Genomic DNA, 24,507 nt, shown 5'->3' with positions numbered 1-24,507 from the left:
AGATAATCCATTGTTTATGAAAGTTACAAAGTATTCTGGTGAACTAGTTCATTACGAAGAGCAAAAATTAATCAACTCACTTAAGAAGTCGGGCGCGGACAATGCTGTAGCGAAGGCTATCGTAAAAAAAATTGAAGGTGAGCTCTACGAAGGAATTCCATCCAAAAAGATTTACAAGATGGCATTTCAAGAACTCAAAAGTATTTCTAATGCTCACGCCGCGCGGTACAATCTTCGTTCCGCTTTAATTGGCCTTGGTCCTGCCGGTTTTTTCTTCGAGAAGTTTATCGCTAAAATGTTTAAAGAACAACAGTTTCAGACGAAAACGAATATTATTCTAGAAGGAAAATGCATTTCACACGAAATTGACGTTTTATTAAAATCGAACCACATCGTTTCTATGGTGGAGTGTAAATTTCATTCCAGCCAAGGAGCAAAAACAGATGTAAAAGTTCCAATGTATATTTTATCGCGCTTTAATGATTTAAGAAATCTCGAATATCATCTGTTTCAACCTAATGAGAAAATTTCGAATTGTATCATTGTTACTAATAACCGATTCAGCACTGATGCGATACAATTTGGAGAATGTTCTGGCTTAAAAATGCTAAGTTGGAATTATCCCGAAGGAAATGCAATCAAAGAAATCATCGATTTGCACGCGGTTTATCCGGTGACTTGTTTGACCACATTATCACAATCGGAAAAAGAAAAAATAATGGTTTTAGATTGCATTACTGTGAAGGATTTGGTTCAAAACCCAAAAATTTTGACTCAAATTGAATTAAGTCACAACAGAATTAAAAACGTCATGAAAGAAGCGAACCAACTCACTACAAACCACAATTTATGAAAATTCATTTTTTAGGCGCAGCAGGAACTGTAACCGGTTCAAAAACAGTCATCGAACACAATAATATCCGAATCTTAATTGATTGCGGTATGTTTCAAGGCATAAAAACTTTGCGAGAATTAAATCGTGAACCGTTAGCAATTGAAGCACAAACCATCGATTTTGTATTATTGACACACGGTCATTTAGATCATTGTGGTTGGTTGCCAAAGTTAGTTGCTGACGGATTTGATGGAAAAATATTTTGTACACGACCTACAAAAGAGATTTCACGTTTGATTTTATATGATAGTGCGAAAATTCAGGAAGAAGATGCAAGGAGAGCCAATGAAGAAGAGTCTACACAACATTCTCCTGCGACACCTTTATATACAACTGAAAATGTTGATGCCGTAATTCCAAAGTTCAGAGTTGTTGAAAAAGATATTGAAATTCAGCTCGAAGAAAATGTTTTTTTCAAGTTCTTTTATGCGGGACATATTTTAGGAGCGTGTTCAATTGAATTACATATTGATGGAAAAATCCTAGTTTTCTCAGGAGATATTGGTCAAGACGATGACGTTTTAATGTTTCCGCCTCAAAAACCAACTAAAGCAGATTATATATTTTTAGAGAGCACTTATGGAAATAGAATTCATCCAGAAACTGATGCTTTAATAGAGTTAGAAGCTATCATTAATAATACTTATCACAATGGCGGAACAGTTGTTATTCCGAGTTTTGCCGTGGAACGTGTGCAAGCAATGATGTATTTGATTTGGCAATTGAAAAAGGATAATCGAATTCCAGACATTCCTTATGTTATTGATACGCCGATGGGAATTAATGTTTTGGAGGTTTTTAAAGAAAATCGCCCTTGGCATAAATTATCATTTGAAGAATGTGAAGAAATGTGTAAAGTATTTACGCTGATTTCCGATTTCCAAGACAGTATGAATATGGTTTATAACAAAAAGCCTAAAGTCGTTATCGCAGCAAGCGGAATGATTACAGGAGGAAGAGTTTTATCGTATTTAGAACGTTTAATAGAAAAACCGGAAACTACTGTAACTTTAGTAGGATATCAAGCCGAAGGAACTCGTGGACGAAAATTGTTAGAAGGCGCTAAAGACATTAAAATGTACGGAAAATATTATCCCGTGGCTGCTAAAATTCTATTGATTGAAAGTTTATCGGCTCACGGCGACCAAAATGATTTACTTAACTGGTTAGCAGCTTTAGAATCAAAACCCACAAAAGTATTTTTAGTACACGGCGAAAATCAAGCAGCGGATGAATTGCGTTTAAAAGTCAAAGAACGTTATGGTTTTGATTGTCAAGTTCCCTATTTAGGTCAGATTATTGAAATTTAGATTTATAATGCAGAACTTCGAATTGAATTTGTTACTTTTGTAGGAATGAATTTCAGAAAACACATAAGTACTATTTTAGCTTCACTTATTTTGCTTGCCAATTTAAGTCTTAGCTTCTCTGTACATTATTGTAAAGACGAAATTGCAGCTATTTCTTTCCAATATCAAAACGAAGAACCTTGTATTGAAAAAGAAACAGCTTGTTGTGCACAAGAAGCTAGTCATGACGATTGTTGTTCTGATAAACACATTCAAGTAGAAAAAAAAACCGATGATGTTTTGGTTAAAACTTTTCAATTAAATTTACAACCAGCTGTTTTAAACGCAACTTGGAAACCGAATTTCATTACAAGTGTTTCAGAATCTAGCATTTCAAATGATGTTGCTTATTATTGCGAATCGCACGCTCCACCTTTTTACAAACTCTATTGTCAATTAGTTTTATACGCGTAAGTTTATTGTTTTTTATTCTGTAAAACACCGAATTTCAACAATAAATAATATCCTTATGTTTAAAAAAATAACGTTTTTAATGTTATTCTTTTCTATCGTTTCTTTTTCACAAGAATCGATAAAAGGAATAGTAAAAGACCAAAACAATGAAACTTTACTAGGTGCCAACATCTTTTGGCAAAATACATCTCTTGGAACTACAACAGATGAAAATGGTCAGTTTACTTTAAAAAAATCTGACGAAACCTCTTTTTTAGTAATTAGTTATATGGGGTTTGAAACCCAAAAAGTAGAAGCAACCTCTAATTACATTACAATTATTTTAAAAGAAGTTAGTACTTTAAAGGAAGTTACTGTCTCTAAAACTAAAAAAGGCACGGAACAATCCTTATATAAAGTGTCCAATATTCAGGTTATGGGTCAGAAAGAATTGCTAAAAGCCGCTTGTTGTAATCTATCAGAAAGCTTTAGCACAAATCCTTCCATTGATGTAAATTATTCGGATGCTGTAACTGGAAACCGTCAAATTAAGATGTTGGGCTTAACGAGTCCTTATATTTTAATTGCTGAAGAAAACATTCCTTCTGTTCGCGGTGCTTCTCAAGCTTATGGTTTGTCATTTGTCCCTGGAACTTGGGTAGAAAGTATTCAAATTACAAAAGGTGCTGGAAGTGTAATTAATGGTTATGAAAGTATTTCGGGCCAGATCAATTACGAACTTATAAAACCTTTAGACGACATTCCTTTTTTCTTAAATGCTTATGCTTCACAAGACGAGCGTTTTGAACTTAACACGCATTTTAATAATAAATTTTCAGATAAATTAAGTTCGTCTCTATTTTTGCACGGCAATACGCGTTCGGCAAAAAACGATATGAATAAAGATGGATTTTTAGATGGACCCATTGGAAAACAAGTTAACATTTTAAACCGTTGGCAATATAACGATGCCGAAAATGGCATTGTGAGTTTCTTGAATGTTCGTTATATGAACGATGAAAAACAAGCGGGTCAAGTAAATTTTAATCCGGATACTGATAAATTAACTACCAATTATTGGGGAAGTGAAATCAATACCGAAAAGATTGAAATTTCGAACAAAACAGGTTATGTTTTTCCAGATATGCCTTACCAAAGTTTTGGAATTCAAAACTCGTTTCAATCGCACAAACAAAATTCTTACTTTGGGTTAAACCAATATAATATTCATCAAAAAAGTTTGTATTCGAATTTACTTTTTAATTCTATTATCAACAATACGAAAAACAAATTTACAACTGGAATTAACTTCACTTATGATGATTATAACGAATTTGTAGCAGTGAATTTTAATCTTGATTTTTCAAGAATTGATAATTCAGTTGGTGCATTTTTCGAATACACTTACGACAATTCTGATAATTTGAGTTTTATTGCTGGTGCTCGTGTGGATAATCACAATCGCTTGGGAACTTTTATCACACCAAGACTTCACATTCGTTACAATCCTTGGAAAGAAGGAGTAATTAGAGCTTCGGCGGGAAGAGGAAAACGTGCAGCAAATATTTTTGCCGAGAATCAACAATTACTTGCTTCATCTAGACAGTTTTCAATTTTAAATACCGATGGGAAATTATACGGTCTGAATCCTGAAACTGCCTGGAATTATGGTTTAAGTTTCATTCAAAAATTCAAAATTGCTGGAAAAGATTCGGAATTAATACTGGATTATTACCGAACAGATTTCCAAAATCAGGCTATTGTAGATATTGATGCGAATGCTCAACAAGTTTTATTTTATAATTTAGATGGAAAAAGTTTTGCTAATTCGTTTCAGGCAGAATTTAATATTGAACTGATTCGTCACTTGAATTTTAAAACTTCGTACAAATATTACGACGTTCAATCGCAGTTTCAAACGGGTCAATTGCAAAGAGCTTTACAAGCGAAGCATAGATTTTTTGCTAATGTTGGTTATGAAACCCATATTAAAGACAAAGGACAGCAATGGAAATTTGATTTGTCTTACAATTGGCTAGGAGAACAACGTTTACCAAATACTGCTTCAAATCCTACAGCTTATCGTATGCAGGAATATGCGCCTTCATTTGCGGTGATGAATATGCAAGTTACCAGAACATTTTCGAGTGCATTGGAAATGTATGTTGGTGGCGAAAATATTGGGAATTTCAAACAAACTAATGGAATAATTCAAAATGAAAACCCTTTTGGTACTTATTTTGATAGTAGTATGATTTATGGCCCAACATTTGGTTCGATGTATTATGTTGGACTGCGATTTAAAATAAAAAATAAAAAAGATGCTCATGAAGGGCACGACCATATAGAAGGCGAAGAACACGATCAATAAAAAAAAGAAATCATGAAAAAATTAATTTTAGTAGTATTAGCAAGTTTATTTTCTTTTACAATGCTTGCACAAGAGAAGAAAAGCAAAAACAAAGAAATAGTTATAAAAGTAGCAGGAAACTGTGGCATGTGTGAAAAAAGAATTGAGAAAGCTGCTTACTCTGTAAAAGGAGTTAAAAGTGCAGAATGGCATGTAGATTGCCTAGATGTTCACGTAATTATCGATGAAAATAAATGTTCAGTTGAAGATGTTTCAAAAGCCATTGCAAATGCTGGGCACGACACAACGCTTGTAAAAGCAGATGACAAAAAATACGAAGAATTGCATGATTGTTGCAATTATAAGCGTTTAGAATAATAAGCAAAACCCCGATTAGAGCATTTTCTAATCGGGGTTTTTTGTGTTTTAAAATTTAATTCGAATTTAGTAAGATCAAAAATTCCAGCTTCCAGATAAGCCAAAATTAAATGATGCGCCACCAAAATTATTTTCAGTTCTAGAATTAAATAAAGTATAAGGCGAATACTGATAACTGCAATGAACACCAAAACCATGAAACATGACTTTCATACCTTGGGTAGCGGCAATTGTATGTAATGTTGGCTTTAAATCAACACCCTCGAAAAGCTCATCTTCCGGTAGGCTATAATGCAAATATTTCCAACCAATTCCCGTATTTGATTCGATATGGAAATTTTCATTCTTAGATTGGTATAAAAATCTTGTATATCTAAAACCTAATAAGAAAGCCGATTTACTGCCGTCTAATAACTGCTTTTCTCCTTCTATTTCGTATTCAATTGGTTTTCCTTTCACAATTCCGCTAAGCTCGGCTCCAAAATCGATATACTGCTTCTTTCCAATTTTAGTTCTCACATAAAATGCAGTATTAATGGAACTCTCATATTTATCTGATAATTCGCCTAATGGAATCCCATAACTTATCTCAATGATATTTCGTTTAAAAACATCAATCTTTGGAAAAATGATTGTGTCTTGTGCAGCTACAGAACCGCAGATAAAGACTATAAAAAATAATTTATTCATCTTTTAAAATTTTATATTGATAGTTAAATCCGGAACTGCTACTACCTCCAAACAGTAATAACATCCCTTCATGTACGCTCTGGTTATGAAAAGCGATATCGTTGTCGGTTGGTAAATAAATGGAATATTTAGTCACTTCTTTGGTCATAAAAAGAAAAGGAAAAGTAATCGTCTTATAATTGGTATAAAACACAAACTTTTTCTTGTATCTCTTACCATAAAATTGAAGTACGTACTGCTTTTTATTTTTATCCGAAAATTTTAAAAAAAGAAGATCATTCTTTATTTGTAATTGCATGGGAACATTATAATCAATGTGGGAGATCTCCGTAAAATCCTTAACAAAACTTCTTGCGAAAAAATCAGTATTAGGGTTATAGTAAACCGTATCTAGTTTATAATAAAAATCAACAGTTAAGTTTTTAGGAACCTTACGATAATCTTCTTTACTAACATGATTTTGAACACTACATGAAGCCAGAAAAAAGACAAATATGAAGCGTGATTTTCTCTTAAAATACAGATTCAACATTTTTGAATATTTCTTTAAATCTTCTTCTCGAAAAGAATCTAAAGACTCGCTACTTATTTTTCTCATAGGATTGAATTATGAAGTCAAAACTATTCCGTTTTTCACAAATAAAAATGCGACTATTGGGTAATTATTTTTATATATTTGTGAAAATCGCAAAATGAATCCACAAGAAATACTATTAAATAAGCTAAGAAATCTTATTCCTAAAAACATTTCGTTGAACGAAGAAATCGCAAAAGTGTTGGATATTAGTTACGATGCTGCTCATCGTCGGATTTCCTTAAAAAGTAAATTTTCGATAGACGAAACCGTTAAATTGTGTCAGCATTATGCCATTTCACTGGATCGCTTATTTGGAAATAAAGAGAACTTGATTATTGAAAAAACCAAAAAAATTGAAACTTTAAAAGATTTCAAATCGTACTTTGAAACAACCAAAGGATTATTATCTGAATTAAAGCCCGAAGAAACGACTGTTTATTATGCTGCCAAGGATATTCCTATGAATTATGCTGCTGCAGGATCGCTTTATTCGAAATTCAAATTTTACGTTTGGTACAATCTATTAACAAAACAACAAACGATTAATTTTGAATCTTTTATTTTTGAAGAATCGGTCTTTATTGACCATACAGATTTAAAGCACTTCTTCAATAGTACCAAAAGAATCGAAATATGGAATGACACCACGATTAATAGTTCTTTGCAACAGCTGTTTTACTTCTTTGAATCGGGCTTGTTACACTACAAAAATGCTCTGCACATTTTAGAAGACTTGAACTTAATTATTGAAAACATGGAACAAAAATGCGAAATTGACTCGCCTGAATTCCAAATGTATTATAATGAGTTGCTGATTTTGAATAATTCTGTGTTATTTACCTCAAAGCCAAAATCGATATTCTTTTTACCTTATGATGCATTAGGATACTATGCAACTCGAGACATAAAAGCCTGTGAAGAACAACGAGAATACATTGAAAATCAATTACTAAACTCAAAATCTTTAAATAAATCCGGAAAGAAAGATCGGAAAATATTCTTTAATCGCATCTATCAAAAGATCGAATTCTACCGAAATAAAATCGAAAATTACGTCATTGAATAATTATTTTGAGAATGTTTGTAACTTTATGGTAACTTCTTGCGTATAACTACTAGAACTTTAAATGTAAGGAGAAAATAAATGAGACAACTTAAAATTACCAAGCAGGTTACAAATCGTGAAACTGCTTCCTTAGACAAATACCTACAAGAAATTGGAAAAGTTGACCTTATTACTGCTGACGAAGAAGTAGAATTAGCACAAAAAATCAAAGCCGGAGACCAAAGAGCTTTGGAGAAATTGACAAAAGCTAATTTACGTTTCGTTGTTTCGGTAGCAAAACAATATCAAAATCAAGGACTTACACTACCTGATTTAATTAATGAAGGAAATCTAGGATTAATTAAAGCGGCCCAACGTTTTGATGAAACACGTGGATTTAAATTCATTTCTTATGCTGTTTGGTGGATTCGTCAATCGATTCTTCAAGCTTTAGCAGAACAATCTCGTATCGTTCGTTTACCATTAAACAAAATTGGTTCTATCAATAAAATCAACAAAATGTATGCTTTGTTAGAGCAATCTAATGAACGCCCTCCTTCTGCTGAAGAAATTGCAAAAGAATTAGACATGACGGTTAATGATGTAAAAGAGTCTATGAAAAACTCTGGTCGTCATTTATCAATGGATGCTCCTTTAGTTGAAGGAGAAGATTCTAACCTATATGACGTTTTACGTTCAGGTGAATCTCCAAATCCAGACAGAGAATTAATTCATGAGTCATTACAAACTGAAATTGAAAGAGCTTTAGAAACATTAACTCCAAGAGAGGCTGATGTAGTTCGTTTATACTTTGGTTTAGGAGATCAACATCCAATGACATTAGAAGAAATTGGAGAAACATTTGATCTAACACGGGAACGTGTTCGTCAAATTAAAGAAAAAGCAATTAGACGTTTGAAACACACTTCTAGAAGTAAAATATTAAAAACATATTTAGGATAATACCTAATAGACAATAACAACAGTTTAAACTGTTCGTTTTTTGATTGATGATTGAAACCTCGGCTGATTACCGAGGTTTTACTTTTTAAGGAAGTAAAACATCGGTCTGTTCGCAAAAGCTCGGGTTTCCGAGGTTTTACTTTTTAAGGAAGTAAAACATCGGTCTGTTCGCAAAAGCTCGGGTTTCCGAGGTTTTACTTTTTAAGGAAAAGCCCCCCTAACCCCCGAAGGGGGAATTCGAGAACGTGGCAATATTGGCTTGCAACGTTTAAGTTTTTAACCCTCAAACTTCCGAAGAGAGAATTTGAGAAAGTGGTAATATTGGGTTGTGAAGTTTACGTTTTCAACCTGCTAACTTCCGAAGAGAGACTTTGACAACGTACTAATATTGGGTTGTAAAGTTTAAGTTTTTAACCCGCAAACTTCCGAAGAGAGAATTTGAGCACTTGGTAACACATTGGTTTGTTTATATAATTAAAAACAATACATGTCTTGTAATTTCGAATTATATCTAAAAAATAGTGTGATATAAATTAACTTATCATACTTTTACCTTAAAATAAAACTAAAAAAGATGAAAAAATTTATATCACTACTTTGTGTGTTAGCTGTTATTTCTTGCAAAAAAGATGAAGTAACAAGTGAAGAACCGGGATTAATGGATACTATGGACGAAATTCAAAATATCACTAAAGCCGGTGATGCTATAAAAGGTTTTGAAAAAAGAATTGAAGAACTAAAAAAATTAGAACCTATTTCTAACGATATTTATAAAGAAGTATTTGCGGATCGATTAGATGATTTAACTAGAACAGATCTTTCAATTGGTGCGACTTCAGCACTAGGATTGAGCTCTGGCGAAGCAAAATACAAAGAAGAAAATTCAAATAAAAGTCTTAATTTATCAATCTTTGACGGCGCTGGTGAATATGGAACCGCAATGATAAATATGACCTATTTATCATTAGCTATGGAAATGGAATCTATTCAGAATACAACTACCAAAAAGACTGAAACTTTTAATGGAATAAAATGTTTAACAGAAAATAATACAAATCCAAACCAAATACGTTCAACCATAACTTTTTTATATAAAGAAAGGTTTAGTGTTACTCTTGAAGGAAACAATATGGATTTAGATGAATTAAAATCATACATGAAGAAACTTGACTTATCTAAATTAGATTAATCATTTCTTGAAGATTCTTTAAAAGCTTTTTTGTGTAATAACAAAGGAGCTTTTTTGTTTTTATAGTATCTTTGCACAAACAACAACACAACAAAATGAAATCGTACCTTACGAATTCTGAAAAAAAACAATTAAAAATGAGTAAAAACACACTTATTGCTCCTTCTGTTTTGGCAGCTGACTTTGCTAATTTGCAACGCGACATTGAAATGATTAACAACAGTGAAGCCGATTGGTTTCACATTGATATTATGGATGGGGTTTTTGTTCCTAATATTTCGTTTGGAATGCCGGTTTTAGATGCTATTAACAGACATGCAAAAAAAACAATTGACGTGCATTTAATGATTGTTGATCCAGATCGTTATATTTCGACCTTCAAGAAGTTAGGCGCTGATGTATTGACTGTTCATTACGAAGCTTGTACTCATTTACACCGAACACTTCAAGCTATTAAAGCGGAAGGAATGAAAGCTGGTGTTGCATTGAATCCACACACTTCTGTAGATTTACTAGAAGATGTCATTCAGGATATTGACATGGTTTGTATTATGAGTGTTAATCCAGGTTTTGGAGGACAGTCTTTTATAGAAAATACTTATGACAAAATACGCAAACTAAAAGCATTGATTGTAAAGAAAAATGCAAACACGTTAATCGAAATTGATGGCGGTGTTACGAATATCAACGCAAAAGCTTTAGTAGATGCCGGTGCTGATGTATTAGTAGCAGGAAGTTACGTTTTTAGTGCAGAAAACCCTGTGTCAACTATTGCCGATTTGAAAGTACTTACACGATAAATATTGTCAAGCTTTCCTGAAACTTCGGGATTAGTTAAGCTTCTCATTGCTGCAGAATATGTAACAAGTTCAGAATGAAAAGATATAATATATAAAAAGGGACAGATTTTAGAATCTATCCCTTTTTTGTTGCTTATTATACAATAAGATCAATAGCTCTTCAAAACCGTTTAGGTCATTGCAACTTATTAATATTGATCAATTAAGTATTTTATCAAATCAGTAGTAGTTATAATTCCTACTAATAAATCTCCTTCACAAACAGGTAATGCATGAAATTCTTTAGAAGCTAATATCTCAGCAGCGTCTTTTATTGTAGTTTCTGGCGTTATCATTACAAGTTTCTTTACCATTACTTGTTCCAAAGTAAACATATTATAAACTGTAGCATCAATCACTTCCTCGTCGTCAATAGAATCTACAAATGAAATTCTAAGCAAATCGCTGTAACTCAACATTCCAACAATGTTATTACTATAAACTACAGGAATGTGACGGATTTGATGTTTTTTAAACAAATCTTCTGCTTTAGTTAAATCGTCTGATAGATTTAACTTTACTACATTTTTTGTCATTATAGTTGACACGGGAACATTCTGTTTCATAATAGATGGTATTTAAAGGTATAAAAATACGCATTATAAGCGAATCAAACTATGATACTTATCAGCTAATCTATTATTTTTTTCTTATAATAATTTTCATTGTAGTTAATCATCTGTTTCACTTTTAGAAATATGGATGGAAATTGCGTTTTAAACTCTTGCGGTGATTCAAAAAAGTATTCCAATAATACTGCCACAAATTCAAACTGATTTTCATAAGCATAATCCCGAAGGAATCCGGATGCTACTAATTTTTCTTTCATTTGCGGATGGGAAACAACTCGGAATAAATTTTGCAGTGATTCGTTAAACAAAACCGCTGAAGTTTCTTCGCTTTTTAAAGAGTGAATATGAAAAGCGTGTGTAAATTCGTGCAGTCCTAAGTTAAGGTTGTCGTTTGCTACTTCAATTCCTTCTTCAAAATGTTTCCAAGAGAAAATAATCGCTTCAAGACGGGGATTAAATTCTCCCTTATGGTAATTTTGGGTTTGTTCTGAATAATAAATATCTGGAAAGAGCAGAATTTTTTTGAACATTGGATTTAAATAATGACGCATTCCAAAGGTCAACATAGTATAAGTGCCGCCAATTGTAATTTTCATTTCTTCTGTAACTGTAAAATCACTACCTACAAATTCGTAATTGAATATAAATTTATAAACCCGATGTTCGAAATAGCGTTTATACTTTGGTTTTAATTCGTTGTAAAAATGAAAATTAGCAACTAATACCGCTTTTTGTTCGTCGTTCAATTTACGAAAAATCACATTCGCAAATACAAATAGTGGCTTTTTAAAGTTGCGGAGGTAGATTATTTCAATTACATAGAACGCAAAGAATAACGTGATAACAACGAATGGCGCAAGCAAGAAAAACATTAAAAAATAATCTGCTAAAACCATTTCGTTTTCTACGGCTTTGGTCAATGCAATTAAGTTACTTATCATGTTTACAAATAACGCTAAATTAAGTAGTATAAAATAAAAAAGTTGCCTAAAATTAGAGTTTACTAAAAAATCAAATGACCTATAAGTATCTTTTTGATTTTTAGATTCTGAAACAAGTTCAGAATTACAAACATTCTAATTTTAGACAACTTTGTGACCTCGACAGGGTTCGAACCTGTAACCATCAGAGCCGAAATCTGATATTCTATCCAGTTGAACTACGAAGCCATTAAAGCCTCCTAACCCCCGAAGGGGAATTAGTAAGACCGTAAATATAACATTATACTAATAACTTTTTAACGATTCCAGAAATTACTTTTCCTTCTGCTTGTCCACCAATTTGAGCGGAAGCTAATCCCATTACTTTTCCCATTGAAGCGATGCCGCTTGCGCCAGTTTCTGCAATGATTTTAGCAATAATTGCTTCTACATCGTCTTCTGATAATTGTGCTGGAAGGAATTCTTCAATTACTGCAATTTGTGCTAATTCTGGTTCTGCTAAATCAGGACGGTTTTGAGTAGTGAAAATTTCAGCACTATCTTTTCTCATTTTAACCAAACGTTGTAACATTTTGATTTCTTGATCTGCTGTTAAACCTTCTGCTGCTCCTGCTTCCGTTTTTGCCATGATAATAGCAGCCTTTATAGCTCTTAATGCTTCTAATGCCACAGTGTTCTTAGCTTTCATGGCTGTTTTCATGTGGTCCATAATATTTGCTTCTAAACTCATATTGTATGTTTTAATGTGAAATGTAAATTGGTAATTGTTGCGTCTTTGAAGGCTTACCCCAGATAGGAGCGGTATCCTTTTTTGATTGTTTTGGTTGAAAACCAAGGCAATTGAAAAAGATATAGCGGATAGCTGGAAATAGGTCCAAGAAACAAGTTATGCAAAGGTAATAAAAAAACCCGAAAATCGCTCTTCGGGTTTAATAAGGTAGGTAAGTTTATTATAGATTTAATCTACGTTATCATGTAGGAACGAATTGTTTGAACGAAGTTGTATATCATCGTTACTATCAACTCCTAATGACATTCTAGATTGATTGCTATTTGTATTTGGTGTAGTTGTTACATCAATACCCATTCTTTTATAAGCTGGTTCTCTCTCAATTTCGTCAATATGCGCATTGATATTGTTAAATTTGTGATTGAAATCCTTCATTTTTCTTTTGCGTTCTTCGGCTCTGAATTTCAATGATTCTTCAATTGACATATCTAAAGGCGAAATCGTTTCAAATTTTGTGTTGCTTTCTAACTTTTCCTCTGACTTTTTCATGGTAAAGTTTAGCTCTTCATCAACAGGTTCTTGAATTTTAGCGACTGGTTTTGCAGCTACTGGTTCAGTTTCCTTATCGAAATAATCTTCTAAAGAATATCTAATTACACCGCTTTCGTTTACTTCAGTTACAGGAATTACGTTGATTGGCTCTATTACTTCCATTTCACGTGTTTCTTCACACAGTTCAAAAACAATAGTCTGTGGCGCTTTCTTTTCTGCAACCGGCTTTGTTTCAAACAAATCATATGAAAAATTAAAATCGTCTTTAGCTACAACAAACTCAGGTTGTTTTACTTCAATTTCTCTAATTTGAGGTGTAATGATTTCAAATGACGAGGCAACATTAGATGAAACAACTTCAAAAGTTACATCCATGTTTTTAATAAATTCAGATGTTGGCACTAAGTCCATTGCTGGCGCAACTGGTGAGTATATTTCAAATTTCGGAGCTTCCACTTCTTCCTCCAATGTGAAGACTACTTTTTTTTCTATTTCGTCACTAATTGGGTTAATGATATCAGCTTTTACTTCTTCTTTTTTTGGCATTTCAAAAAGAGGATTATTACCGATCATATTTGAAGTTGTTTTATTCATAAGTTCATGAACAACTTTTTGCTCATCGCCTAACGTATGAATAATCTTTTTAGGTTCTGTATTTACGATTTCAGCTTGTTGTTCTACATTAAAACCTGTAGCAATAACCGTTACCGAAATAGCTTCTCCTAAAGCTTCTTCTTCACCAACGCCCATAATGATATTTGCATTATGACCAGCTTCTGACTGAATGTAGTCGTTGATTTCTCCAATTTCGTCAATTGTAATTTCATTTGCATCATCTGCTCCAGAAACAATTAACAACAATACATTTTTAGCTCCTGTAATTTTATTATCATTCAACAACGGAGAATCCAAAGCATTCATAATTGCTTGCTTAGCTCTGTCTGGTCCTGATGCTGTTGATGAACCCATAATTGCTGTTCCGCTGTTTGACAACACGGTTTTAGCATCTTTAAGGTCAATATTTTGTGTATAATGGTGTGTAATTACTTCGGCAATTCCTCTTGATGCAGTTGCTAAAACTTCATCTGCTTTTGAGAAACCTGCTTTGAAACCTAAGTTTCCGTAAACTTCACGTAATTTATTATTGTTGATAACCACTAAAGAATCGACTTGTTTTCTAAGACGTTCTACTCCGGCTAACGCTTGCTCAGAGCGAACTTTTCCTTCAAACTGAAAAGGAATCGTAACAATACCAACGGTTAAAATATCACGTTCTCTTGCTAATTGTGCAATAACAGGTGCTGCACCAGTTCCTGTTCCACCACCCATACCAGCAGTGATGAAAATCATTTTAGTATTACCGTCAAGCATTTTCTCGATTTCGGCAATACTTTCTATAGCGGATTGTTGCCCCACCTCAGGATTTGCACCAGCTCCTAAACCTTCTGTAAGGTGTAAACCCAACTGAATTTTATTTGGCACCGGACTGCTTTGTAATGCCTGAGAATCAGTATTACAAACTACAAAGTCAACGCCTTTGATGCCTTGTTTAAACATGTGGTTTATGGCATTACTACCTCCACCTCCAACGCCAATTACTTTAATTACGTTAGATTGGTTTTTAGGTAAATCGAATGAAATGTTTCCAAATTCTGACATAGTATCTCCTTTTATTCTGCGTTATCTAAAAATTCTTTAATCTTATCAATGTATTTATCCAAAAACGAACGTTTGATTTTATCTGTTGTTGTTTCTGGTTTGGCAACCTGAGGTTTTTGTTCCTCAACTATAACAGTTTCTTGAACTATTACTGGTGCCTGGATCACTGCTTCTTCTTGCTTTTTCAATTCAAGGAAAGGAGTAGCACTGCTTCTTGAATTGTTATTTAGGCTTTTAATCACTAAACCAACCGCCGTAGCATATAATGGGCTAGACAATTCTGTTTCTGAATCTCCTGCTAAATGTTCGTTTGGATACCCAATTCTAGTATCCATCCCTGTTATATATTCTACCAGTTGCTTGATGTGGTTCAATTGTGCGCCACCTCCGGTTAAAACAATACCTGCAATTAGTTTTTTCTTTGGATCTTCATGTCCATATATTTTAATTTCTGCATAAACTTGCTCTACAATCTCCACTACTCTAGCGTGAATGATCTTCGACAAGTTTTTAAGCGAAATTTCTTTTGGCTCTCTACCTCTTAACCCTGGAATAGAAACAATTTCATTGTCTTTATTTTCTCCTGGCCAAGCGGATCCAAATCGTGTTTTTAATAATTCAGCTTGTTTCTCAATAATAGAACAACCTTCTTTAATATCTTCTGTAATTACATTTCCTCCGAAAGGAATTACAGCAGTATGACGAATGATTCCGTCTTTAAAAATGGCTAAATCTGTTGTTCCACCACCTATATCAATTAAAGCAACACCTGCTTCTTTTTCTTCCTGACTTAATACGGCGTCTGCAGATGCCAATGGCTCTAATGTTAAATCCGCTAACTCTAAACCTGCACTTTTGATGCATCTTCCTAAATTGCGAATAGAAGCAGCTTGTCCCACGACAACGTGAAAACTAGATTCTAATCTGCCGCCATACATTCCAACTGGTTCCTTAATTTCAGACTGACCGTCAATTTTAAATTCTTGCGGCAATACGTGAATAATTTCTTCACCTGGCAACATCGCTAATGTATGAACTTGGCCAATTAAGGCATCAATATCTGCATCACCAATTACATCTTCCGGTTTTGGACGACTAATGTAATCGCTGTGTTGCACACTGCGTATGTGTTGACCGGCAATACCAACAACAACATCATTAATTTTATAACCTGAGTTATTTTCTGCTTCTGCTACAGCCTGTTGTATTGACTGAATAGTTTGTGTAATGTTATTCACAACTCCTCGATGAACACCTAAGCTTTTGGACTTTCCTATTCCTAGAATTTCCAGCTTACCGTATTCATTCTTCTTTCCTATCATTGCTACAATCTTAGTTGTACCAATGTCTAATCCTACTGCAATGTTGTCTTTGTTCATAACCTTACTCTATTTCTTACAAACTACTTGTTGTGTAAACATCAAGTTTACCTCTTTATAACTCTCAATCAATGTATCTTTAATAGCATGATGAAAAAAAGCTTTATAATTCTTAAGTTTTTTTTCTACATTTATTGGTTTCCCAAATACTATTTTATAATTATAACTTCTGTTGGTCAAAACCACATTGCCAGAAGCCGTAATGCTAGCGCCAGTAATATTTTTACTTAAGAAATCATCATTTTTGATTTCGTTAAATAAAAACAAATACGGTTTGCTTTTCCGAACACTTATTGCACCAGTAACTAGTGGAACTCGTGCCGAAAAATTATCAGACAACGACATCTTATCTCCTTTAGAATCAAGGTAATAAATTTCGTTCCCTGTAATAACTCTAACGATTGGGGTCTTTTGAGTAATACGCGTATTTAGTGAACCATCTATTGTTGAAAAAACCTGGGCTTTTTCAATCATCTCGTGATCATCGAGAACAGTTTCTAAAGTATTCAAATCTACTTTATCTTTTTGGACTTTTGCACTGCCTCCTAAATTTTGTATCAACAAGTTATTAACCATTTCATGTGTTAAAAACATGTTCTCATCAGACTCAAATCTAATATCTATAGTGCTGATTTTGCGCTCACTGTTTCTTTTTGAAGAAAACGAATAGAGGAAAACCATAGCAAAAGCTACTAGTATCAAGCGAATAGTATGCCAATTAAACTTTTTCATGAAGCGCTTTTTTAATATCTTTTACCAGCTCACCAATATCTCCAGCACCAATAGTTATAAACACCTCTGCGTCAGAATTTTCAAACACAGTAAACAATTCTTCTTTACTTACTAATTTTTTATTTGCGTTGTCAATTTTATTCAACAACCACGTCGAATTGACACCTTCCATCGGCAATTCTCTTGCTGGATAAATTTCCAACAATAAGATCTCGTCAAATTTGGCTAAACTTTCAGCAAAACCATCAATAAAATCTCTGGTTCTACTGAACAAATGCGGCTGAAAAACAGCAATTACTTTCTTACCTGGATACAACTCCCGCACGGCTTGGTGCACTGCGTTGATTTCGGTGGGATGATGTGCATAATCATCAATATAAACTAATTTTTCTTCTCTAATTTGGAAAGAAAAACGACGTCGAACTCCTTTAAAACTTGCTAAAGCATTACATATCTTTTCGTTTGAAACACCATAAGATTTAGCCATAGCAAAAGCCAAAAGTGCATTCGTTAGATTATGATGACCTGGCAATGCGAATTTTACGTTTTTTACTACCTGAGTCGGTGTTTTTACATCAAATACGTAAAACCCGTTTTCGATGCAAATATTTTGTGCGGAAAAATCAGAATCATCATTAATTCCGATCGTATTTCCTTTTAATTCTAATCCTTTAATTACATACAGATTTTCATCAGGCGTTTTAGCAGCAAATTCTCTAAACGATTCTTCAATGCTAGCTGCATCGCCATAAATATCTAAATGATCTGCATCCATAGATGTTACACAAGAAACATTTGGATGCAAGTGTAAAAACGAGCGATCAAATTCATCAGCTTCTACCACGGTAACGGTTTTTCCTGAGCCAATTAAATTAGAATTATAATTCTCAACAATTCCACCTAAAAAAGCAGTTACATCTATGCTACTTTCATACAAAACGTGACCTAAAATACTCGATGTTGTTGTTTTTCCATGCGTTCCCGCTACTGCGAAGCAATACGTGTCTTTAGTAATTATCCCTAAAACTTCTGCACGTTTTTTAATTGTGAAGCCATTAGCTTTAAAATAATTCCATTCTGAATGCGAAACAGGAACTGCTGGCGTTACAATTACCAACGTATTTTCCATCTTAAAATCTTCCGGAATTAAATCAACATTATCTTCAAAATGAATTTCTAAACCAATTTTCTTTAATTCATCCGTTAATTGCGTCGGTGTTTTGTCGTACCCAACTACTTTCTTTCCAATGTTTTGAAAATAGCGAGCAAGAGCACTCATTCCGATGCCTCCGATTCCGATGAAATAAACGTTATGTATTTGATTTAAGTTCATATATATTTTTTTGCCACAAAGACGACAAGGCGCCAAGTTGTTCGTTTTGTTCTCTTATTACTAATCTTGCATTGTGTTTTTTACTTAAATTGAATTTTATTCAAATTTAATAAGCTCATCATTTGGCAAATCATACTCATAAAGTTCAAGAGCATCTCCGTGCTGGTAATATAGCCACTGGATAGTACTAACTTTATGCTCAGAAACAGTTGCAATGCCAATAACTGTATACTCTTTATTGTTCCTGATTTGCTCTTCAATTGAATACTCTATTTGCTCTTTACTTTCTACAGCCTCTTTTATTAGCTGATTTTGTGAATTTGCAATATAATATTCAACAACCAAATACAACTGATCTAAATAGCCTTGCGAATACTCAAATTCCTTCGACCAATTATATTTTAATTCCTTTTTATAATGTTTTCTGAAGGCAGACACGGTACCATCCTTAATTTTTCTCGTGGAAACAACCCATTCTGCCAGTTCTGGCGTTTCTCCATCTCCTGCGATATAAATAGTGTCATTTTTCCAAATGACTTCAATAACATCACCTTTTAAAAAGCTTCTATCATCGTTCTTATCATTTATAAAACTAAAATCTTCCTTATTTTTTTTTGCATATAATAAAAAATAATCGCCGTCATCATTATAAGCAACAAAACTTAATGTATCAACGTGTAATTTAGGCTTCTCTTCTATAATCTTACTTTCTTCTAGAGAACTTTCAACAGTTTTATTTTCTGTTGCACTATTGCACGACGCAAGTAAAACTATGATTATAAAGCTCCAGAATTGTTTCATATTTTTTATATCAAAAAGACTTTAAGTCCTATTTTAAATTATTATTTTTAACTTGTCGTAAATCTTAAAGATTGCGACTGTTATTAATTTATTTTATCAATTTTACAATAGCATCTGCGATTTGCTTTGTGGCATTTGGCATCGCTAATTTTTTAATATTTTCGCTTAATTCGGTTTGCTTACTTTCATTTGAAATTAAGTCCGAAAAAACGTTTTCAAATTGGGTATCTAATTCTTTTTCTCTCATTAGAATAGCACCATTTTTAACTGAAATAGCTTTTGCGTTTTTAGTCTGATGATCTTCTGCTACATTAGGTGATGGAATAAAAATCGTAGGTTTTCCCACAATACATAATTCCGAAACTGATGAAGCGCCTGAACGAGAAATTACCACATCGGCAACCGCATAAACCAAATCCATTCGATCAATAAACGCTGTTACTTGAACGTTTTCTTTTTCATTATATTTCATGTAATCATTAAAATATAATTTACCACATTGCCAGATAATTTGAATGTTCTGACTTGATAAGAAAAACAGCTCTTTTTCAAGCAGTTGGTTGATTCTTCTAGAACCTAAACTACCGCCTAAAACAAGCAATGTCTTTTTATCTTTATCTAAATTAAAGTGCGCAATTCCTTCTTCTCTTTTACTTTCAACTGCTAATAAATCTTGACGCACAGGATTTCCCGTTAAAATCATTTTATTTTTCGGGAAAAATCGTTCTAAATTTTCATACGCCACACAAATTGCGTTGGCTTTCTTGGCTAATAATTTATTGGTAATTCCAGGATAAGAGTTCTGCTCTTGTATAACTGTTGGGATATTTAGCATCGACGCTACTTTCAAAACGGCACCACTTGCAAAACCACCAGTTCCTATCACCACATCAGGTTTAAAACCTTTTAATATTTTATATGATTTGAACATGCTTGAACCCAATTTAATAGGAAACATAGCATTATCAATTGTCAATTTTCGTTGTATTCCTGAAATCCATAATCCTTTAATTGCATAACCTGCCTGAGGCACTTTTTGCATTTCCATTTTATCTTTGGCACCTACAAAAAGAAATACAGCTTCGGGAAAACGAGATTTCAACTCGTTCGCGATTGCTACTGCCGGATAAATATGTCCGCCAGTTCCTCCTCCGCTTATTATGAATCTTGGATTTTTCATTTATTTCTTATTTAAAACAGCGTTCATTGGGTTTTCTCCATTTACCAAAACATCGCCATTCTCATCTTCGATTAACGACTCTTTTATGGAGCTTTTCATCGAATTTATCTTTTGCTGATTTTCATCAACTTCATTTTCTTCGTTTATCGCTACTTGCGCATCTATAATTTGTTGCAACGCTTCATCACGTTTGCGTTTATCTTCTAAATCTAGCGCAACTTCCTCTTCTTTTTTGGTCACGCTTAATATAATCCCGATGGCAATACAAGTCATCCAAATTGAAGTTCCACCACTACTAATTAATGGTAAAGGTTGCCCTGTGACCGGAAGTAATTCCACTGCAACTCCCATATTAATCAAAGCTTGAAAAATAATTGGAAACCCAAGTCCAATTATCAACAACTTCCCAAATAACGTCGAAGCTTTTTGTGCGTTAATAATAAAGCGAACAAGTAATAATAAGTAAATGAACAATATTAAAACGGCGCCAATTAAACCATATTCTTCGACAATAATTGCAAAAATAAAATCCGAAGAAGACTGTGGTAAAAAGTTTTTCTGTACACTTTTCCCAGGTCCTAATCCGTATATTTTTCCGGATGCAATTGCAATTTTAGCTTTTTCAATCTGGTAATCGTCTTCATTTGGTTTGTCGTCCATAAAACTATCCATACGACTCATCCATGTATCCACACGATTAGGCATTGCGTCTGGAAATGCTTTGGCCACCAAAATAAACATCGTTAAGCTAACAATTCCTGCACCGACGATAAAACCTAAGTATTTTAAAGGATATTGTCCAATAAAAACTAACATACAAACCATTGAAAAAATCAAGGCAGCGGTTGAAAAGTTAGCCGGAAGCACTAATACCAAAACTAAAAAAACAGGTGTCCACAGTTCTAATAATGAATCCGCGAACGAATATTCCTTATCACTTACTTTAGACAAATACCGGGCTACATAGGTCATTAAGACTATAAACGCGATTGTTGATGTCTGAAAACTAATGCCTACAAATGGGATTTGAATCCATCGACTGGCGTTTGATCCGCCTATAATAGTTCCTTTAAACAAAGTGTAACCTAACAATAAAATCACCAAAGGAAGTCCGAAAATAGAAAAGGCCTTAAAGTAATGATACGGCAACTTATGAACAACGAAAATGATTGAAAACCCAAACAAAACATGTACTAAATGCTTAAATAAATAGCCAAAAGTGGTTCCTTTTCCAATCACATAAACCAAGTTTGTACTGGCGCTATAAACAGGCAAAAACGAGACAATAGCCAATAGAAAAACCATTGCCCATATTGTCTTATCCCCTCTTATTTTACCAACTAAATCAAACATTGTATCTGTTTTATAAATCTTTATTCTGAAATCCTATTGCAACCGATTATAAATTAAAAACCGCTTGCTTAAATTGTTTTCCTCTGTCTTCATAACTTTCAAACAAGTCAAAACTTGCGCAAGCTGGTGATAACAAAACGCTATCTCCTTTTTCTGCAATACGTCTTGCGATTTCAACTGCTTCCGACATTGAACTTGTTTCTACCATAATATCCACCACATTGTTGAATGAATTGATAATTTTATTATTATCAACACCCAAACAAATAATAGCTTTTACTTTTTCACGAACTAATGGCATCAATTCATCGTAATCATTTCCTTTGTCAACACCACCCACAATCCAAACTGTTGGCGAAGTCATGCTGTCCAATGCATAAAACACAGAATTTACATTCGTAGCTTTAGAATCATTGATATACTGAACGCCTTGAATTTTCAACACTTTTTCTAAACGGTGTTCTACCCCTTGAAAATTTGTCAAACTTTCTCTGATCGTTTGTTTTCTAATATTCAACAATTGAGAAACAGCTGTTGCGGCCATTGCATTCTTAATGTTGTGTTTTCCTTCTAATGCTATTTCGTTGATTGGCATGGTAAATTGTTCGTTATTTATTGTGCTGTTAATATTGTTATCTTCTAAAAATGCGCCTTCTTTTTCTGGTTTTGTTGTCAGTGAAAAAGGTATTTTATTTGCTTTAATCTTGTTATTCTTTAACCAATTTTGAATCGCTTCATCTTCATTGTCATAAATCAAATAATCAGATTCAGTTTGGTTTTTTGTTATTCTGAATTTCGATTCGATATATAAATTGTAATCGTAATCGTAGCGGTCTAAATGATCTGGGCTTATGTTTGTAATAATTGCAATATGTGGTCTATAATTTATAATCCCGTCTAATTGAAAACTGCTTAATTCCAACACATAAACATCGTGTTTGTTTTCAGCAACTTGCCAAGCGAAACTTTTTCCAATATTTCCAGCTACACCAACATTTAATCCTCCTTGTTTTAATAAATGATGTACTAAAAGTGTCGTTGTTGTTTTCCCGTTACTTCCGGTAATTCCTATTGTGACTGCATCGGTAAACTGAATGGCAAATTCTATTTCAGAAATTACTGAAATTCCTTTTTCGATTAGCTTCTGCACGATTGGAGCTTTATCGGGAATTCCTGGACTTTTCATTACTACATCAGCATTCAGAATTAATGCTTCTGTATGTTTTTCATCTTCCCAATCGATTCCATTAAGTGCCAGAACTGCTGTGTAATTCTCTTTTATCTTTCCGTAATCTGATACAAAAACTTCGTACCCGTTTTTCTTTCCTAATATTGCGGTTCCTACTCCACTTTCGCCCCCGCCTAAAATTACCAGTCTCATCTTATCTTAATTTTAAAGAAACGAGTGAGAAAATAGCTAACAAAATTCCGACAATCCAAAAGCGCGTTACAATTTTACTTTCGTGATATCCTTTTTTCTGATAATGGTGATGTAAAGGCGACATCAAGAAAACCCGTCTTCCTTCGCCATATTTCTTTTTGGTATATTTGAAGTAACTCACTTGAATCATAACTGATAAATTTTCAGCTAAGAAAACACCGCAGATTACAGGAATTAATAATTCTTTTCGAATGGAAATTGCAATTACAGCGATGATTCCACCGATTGTTAAACTTCCAGTATCACCCATAAAAACCGATGCTGGATAAGTATTGTACCATAAAAACCCAACTAATGCTCCCACAAAAGCAGCGATGTAAATCGTCATTTCTCCGGAATTGGGGATATACATTATATTGAGATAATCTGAGAAAATAATATTTCCAGACAGGAAGGTCAAAATCCCTAATGTGAGCACGGATATTGCGGAAGTTCCCGCTGCTAAACCATCGATTCCGTCCGTAAGATTCGCGCCATTTGAAACCGCAGTGATTACAATAATTACCATTGGGATGAAAATCAACCAAGCATAATTTTTATAATCATCACCCATAAATGACAATATCTCTGCGTAATCTAATTCGTTATTTTTCACAAATGGAATAGTCGTCGCCGTTGATTTTTCTTGTAATTCGGAAGGCTTTACATTGTTTTCAATTTTCACTCTTGAAGTCATGGTGTCTTTTCGAACCGTAACATCTGGCGACAAATACATAATTGCTCCAATAATTATTCCCAATCCTACTTGTCCAAATATTTTAAAAATACCTTTTAGACCTTCTTTATCTTTTTTAAATACTTTAATATAATCGTCAATAAAGCCAATTGTTCCCATCCAAAGTGTGGTAATAACTAGCATTATAATATAGATGTTGTTCAATTTTGCCAATAAAAAAACAGGAATTAATGTTGCCAAAATGATGATGATTCCACCCATTGTTGGCGTTCCTGATTTTTGAGTCTGACCTTCTAAACCTAATTCTCTAACTGTTTCTCCTACTTGCTGATTTCTTAAAAAATTTATTATTTTTTTACCATAGATAGTAGCAATAAGCAATGACAAAATAAACGCCAAAGCCGAGCGAAACGTAATGTATTGAAACACTCCTGCTCCTGGAACATCGAATGCATTATCTAAGTATTGAAAAAAGTAGTATAACATAATA

At 33.5% G+C, this 24,507-nt stretch carries 23 protein-coding genes and 1 tRNA gene; 9 read left to right on the top strand and 15 right to left on the bottom strand.

What is annotated here, in order from left to right:
- The first annotated feature begins 16 nt into the window (after window positions 1–16).
- The 5 genes from ACFSX9_RS14785 to ACFSX9_RS14765 are packed head-to-tail and all read left to right on the top strand — an operon-like array spanning window position 17 to window position 5,365.
- Window positions 17–853, top strand: a complete 837-nt coding sequence (locus tag ACFSX9_RS14785; protein ID WP_379809054.1) for a PDDEXK family nuclease — start codon at window positions 17–19, stop codon at window positions 851–853.
- Window positions 850–2,205 (top strand): MBL fold metallo-hydrolase RNA specificity domain-containing protein, encoded by a 1,356-nt coding sequence (locus ACFSX9_RS14780; RefSeq protein ID WP_379809052.1) that lies wholly within the window; start codon window positions 850–852, stop codon window positions 2,203–2,205. The genes ACFSX9_RS14785 and ACFSX9_RS14780 overlap by 4 nt, the downstream gene beginning before the upstream one ends.
- Before the next feature lie 45 nt (window positions 2,206–2,250).
- Window positions 2,251–2,658 carry an HYC_CC_PP family protein gene (locus ACFSX9_RS14775; protein WP_379809050.1) on the top strand — a complete coding sequence of 136 codons (408 nt, stop codon included), beginning with the start codon at window positions 2,251–2,253 and terminating at the stop codon, window positions 2,656–2,658.
- A 55-nt stretch (window positions 2,659–2,713) separates the two neighbouring features.
- Window positions 2,714–5,008 (top strand): TonB-dependent receptor, encoded by a 2,295-nt coding sequence (locus ACFSX9_RS14770; protein ID WP_379809048.1) that lies wholly within the window; start codon window positions 2,714–2,716, stop codon window positions 5,006–5,008.
- A 12-nt stretch (window positions 5,009–5,020) separates the two neighbouring features.
- The gene (locus ACFSX9_RS14765) at window positions 5,021–5,365 is read left to right on the top strand and encodes a heavy-metal-associated domain-containing protein (RefSeq protein WP_379809046.1); all 345 of its coding nucleotides are present in this window, start codon (window positions 5,021–5,023) and stop codon (window positions 5,363–5,365) included.
- Window positions 5,366–5,440: 75 nt separating this feature from the next.
- Here ACFSX9_RS14765 and ACFSX9_RS14760 read toward each other — a convergent pair whose 3' ends face one another.
- Window positions 5,441–6,055: a hypothetical protein gene (locus ACFSX9_RS14760; protein ID WP_379809044.1), complete on the bottom strand. Its 615-nt coding sequence runs from the start codon at window positions 6,053–6,055 to the stop codon at window positions 5,441–5,443.
- The gene (locus tag ACFSX9_RS14755; RefSeq protein ID WP_379809042.1) at window positions 6,048–6,653 is read right to left on the bottom strand and encodes a hypothetical protein; all 606 of its coding nucleotides are present in this window, start codon (window positions 6,651–6,653) and stop codon (window positions 6,048–6,050) included. The genes ACFSX9_RS14760 and ACFSX9_RS14755 overlap by 8 nt, the downstream gene beginning before the upstream one ends.
- A 94-nt stretch (window positions 6,654–6,747) precedes the next feature.
- Here ACFSX9_RS14755 and ACFSX9_RS14750 point away from each other — a divergent pair, with 94 nt between their 5' ends.
- The 4 genes from ACFSX9_RS14750 to rpe all read left to right on the top strand — a co-directional run bounded on the left by ACFSX9_RS14750 (window position 6,748) and on the right by rpe (window position 10,629).
- Window positions 6,748–7,698: a helix-turn-helix domain-containing protein gene (locus tag ACFSX9_RS14750; RefSeq protein WP_379809040.1), complete on the top strand. Its 951-nt coding sequence runs from the start codon at window positions 6,748–6,750 to the stop codon at window positions 7,696–7,698.
- A 78-nt stretch (window positions 7,699–7,776) separates the two neighbouring features.
- A complete protein-coding gene (locus ACFSX9_RS14745) occupies window positions 7,777–8,640 on the top strand; it encodes a sigma-70 family RNA polymerase sigma factor (protein ID WP_153201458.1) in 864 nt (287 codons plus the stop codon).
- A 574-nt stretch (window positions 8,641–9,214) separates the two neighbouring features.
- Complete coding sequence (locus ACFSX9_RS14740; RefSeq protein ID WP_379809038.1) at window positions 9,215–9,829, top strand: hypothetical protein; 615 nt, start codon at window positions 9,215–9,217, stop codon at window positions 9,827–9,829.
- Between the two features lie 137 nt (window positions 9,830–9,966).
- Window positions 9,967–10,629, top strand: a complete 663-nt coding sequence (gene rpe / locus ACFSX9_RS14735) for a ribulose-phosphate 3-epimerase (RefSeq protein WP_379809036.1) — start codon at window positions 9,967–9,969, stop codon at window positions 10,627–10,629.
- 188 nt (window positions 10,630–10,817) lie between these two features.
- On the opposite strand, the gene ACFSX9_RS14730 is transcribed toward rpe, so the two are convergent.
- The 13 genes from ACFSX9_RS14730 to mraY all read right to left on the bottom strand — a co-directional run bounded on the left by ACFSX9_RS14730 (window position 10,818) and on the right by mraY (window position 24,503).
- Window positions 10,818–11,234 carry a CBS domain-containing protein gene (locus ACFSX9_RS14730; protein WP_379809034.1) on the bottom strand — a complete coding sequence of 139 codons (417 nt, stop codon included), beginning with the start codon at window positions 11,232–11,234 and terminating at the stop codon, window positions 10,818–10,820.
- Window positions 11,235–11,299: 65 nt separating this feature from the next.
- On the bottom strand, window positions 11,300–12,181 hold the full coding sequence (locus tag ACFSX9_RS14725; protein WP_379809032.1) for a zinc-dependent peptidase: 882 nt from the start codon (window positions 12,179–12,181) through the stop codon (window positions 11,300–11,302).
- Window positions 12,182–12,335: 154 nt separating this feature from the next.
- A tRNA-Arg gene (locus tag ACFSX9_RS14720) sits at window positions 12,336–12,409 on the bottom strand.
- Window positions 12,410–12,461: 52 nt separating this feature from the next.
- Window positions 12,462–12,911: a GatB/YqeY domain-containing protein gene (locus ACFSX9_RS14715; RefSeq protein ID WP_379809030.1), complete on the bottom strand. Its 450-nt coding sequence runs from the start codon at window positions 12,909–12,911 to the stop codon at window positions 12,462–12,464.
- Window positions 12,912–13,139: 228 nt separating this feature from the next.
- A complete protein-coding gene (ftsZ, locus tag ACFSX9_RS14710) occupies window positions 13,140–15,122 on the bottom strand; it encodes a cell division protein FtsZ (protein WP_379809028.1) in 1,983 nt (660 codons plus the stop codon).
- An 11-nt stretch (window positions 15,123–15,133) separates the two neighbouring features.
- Window positions 15,134–16,501 carry a cell division protein FtsA gene (gene ftsA, locus ACFSX9_RS14705; protein ID WP_379809026.1) on the bottom strand — a complete coding sequence of 456 codons (1,368 nt, stop codon included), beginning with the start codon at window positions 16,499–16,501 and terminating at the stop codon, window positions 15,134–15,136.
- Window positions 16,502–16,510: 9 nt separating this feature from the next.
- Window positions 16,511–17,233 carry a cell division protein FtsQ/DivIB gene (locus ACFSX9_RS14700; RefSeq protein ID WP_379809024.1) on the bottom strand — a complete coding sequence of 241 codons (723 nt, stop codon included), beginning with the start codon at window positions 17,231–17,233 and terminating at the stop codon, window positions 16,511–16,513.
- Window positions 17,220–18,566: a UDP-N-acetylmuramate--L-alanine ligase gene (murC, locus tag ACFSX9_RS14695; RefSeq protein WP_379809022.1), complete on the bottom strand. Its 1,347-nt coding sequence runs from the start codon at window positions 18,564–18,566 to the stop codon at window positions 17,220–17,222. Before murC ends, ACFSX9_RS14700 begins: the two co-directional genes overlap by 14 nt.
- A gap of 96 nt (window positions 18,567–18,662) precedes the next feature.
- On the bottom strand, window positions 18,663–19,367 hold the full coding sequence (locus ACFSX9_RS14690; RefSeq protein ID WP_379809020.1) for a hypothetical protein: 705 nt from the start codon (window positions 19,365–19,367) through the stop codon (window positions 18,663–18,665).
- A gap of 88 nt (window positions 19,368–19,455) precedes the next feature.
- A complete protein-coding gene (gene murG / locus ACFSX9_RS14685; RefSeq protein WP_379809018.1) occupies window positions 19,456–20,547 on the bottom strand; it encodes an undecaprenyldiphospho-muramoylpentapeptide beta-N-acetylglucosaminyltransferase in 1,092 nt (363 codons plus the stop codon).
- The gene (locus tag ACFSX9_RS14680; protein ID WP_379809016.1) at window positions 20,548–21,900 is read right to left on the bottom strand and encodes an FtsW/RodA/SpoVE family cell cycle protein; all 1,353 of its coding nucleotides are present in this window, start codon (window positions 21,898–21,900) and stop codon (window positions 20,548–20,550) included. It abuts the gene before it with no gap.
- Window positions 21,901–21,946: 46 nt separating this feature from the next.
- Window positions 21,947–23,281 carry a UDP-N-acetylmuramoyl-L-alanine--D-glutamate ligase gene (gene murD / locus ACFSX9_RS14675; RefSeq protein ID WP_379809014.1) on the bottom strand — a complete coding sequence of 445 codons (1,335 nt, stop codon included), beginning with the start codon at window positions 23,279–23,281 and terminating at the stop codon, window positions 21,947–21,949.
- A 1-nt stretch (window position 23,282) separates the two neighbouring features.
- Complete coding sequence (gene mraY, locus ACFSX9_RS14670; RefSeq protein ID WP_379809012.1) at window positions 23,283–24,503, bottom strand: phospho-N-acetylmuramoyl-pentapeptide-transferase; 1,221 nt, start codon at window positions 24,501–24,503, stop codon at window positions 23,283–23,285.
- Window positions 24,504–24,507 lie beyond the last annotated feature (4 nt).

It is taken from the genome of Flavobacterium ardleyense (assembly GCF_042686085.1).
GTDB classification, from domain to species: Bacteria; Bacteroidota; Bacteroidia; order Flavobacteriales; family Flavobacteriaceae; genus Flavobacterium; species Flavobacterium ardleyense.
Note: the sequence above shows the minus strand (reverse complement) of the source record. Positions and strands in the feature narration are given on the sequence as shown.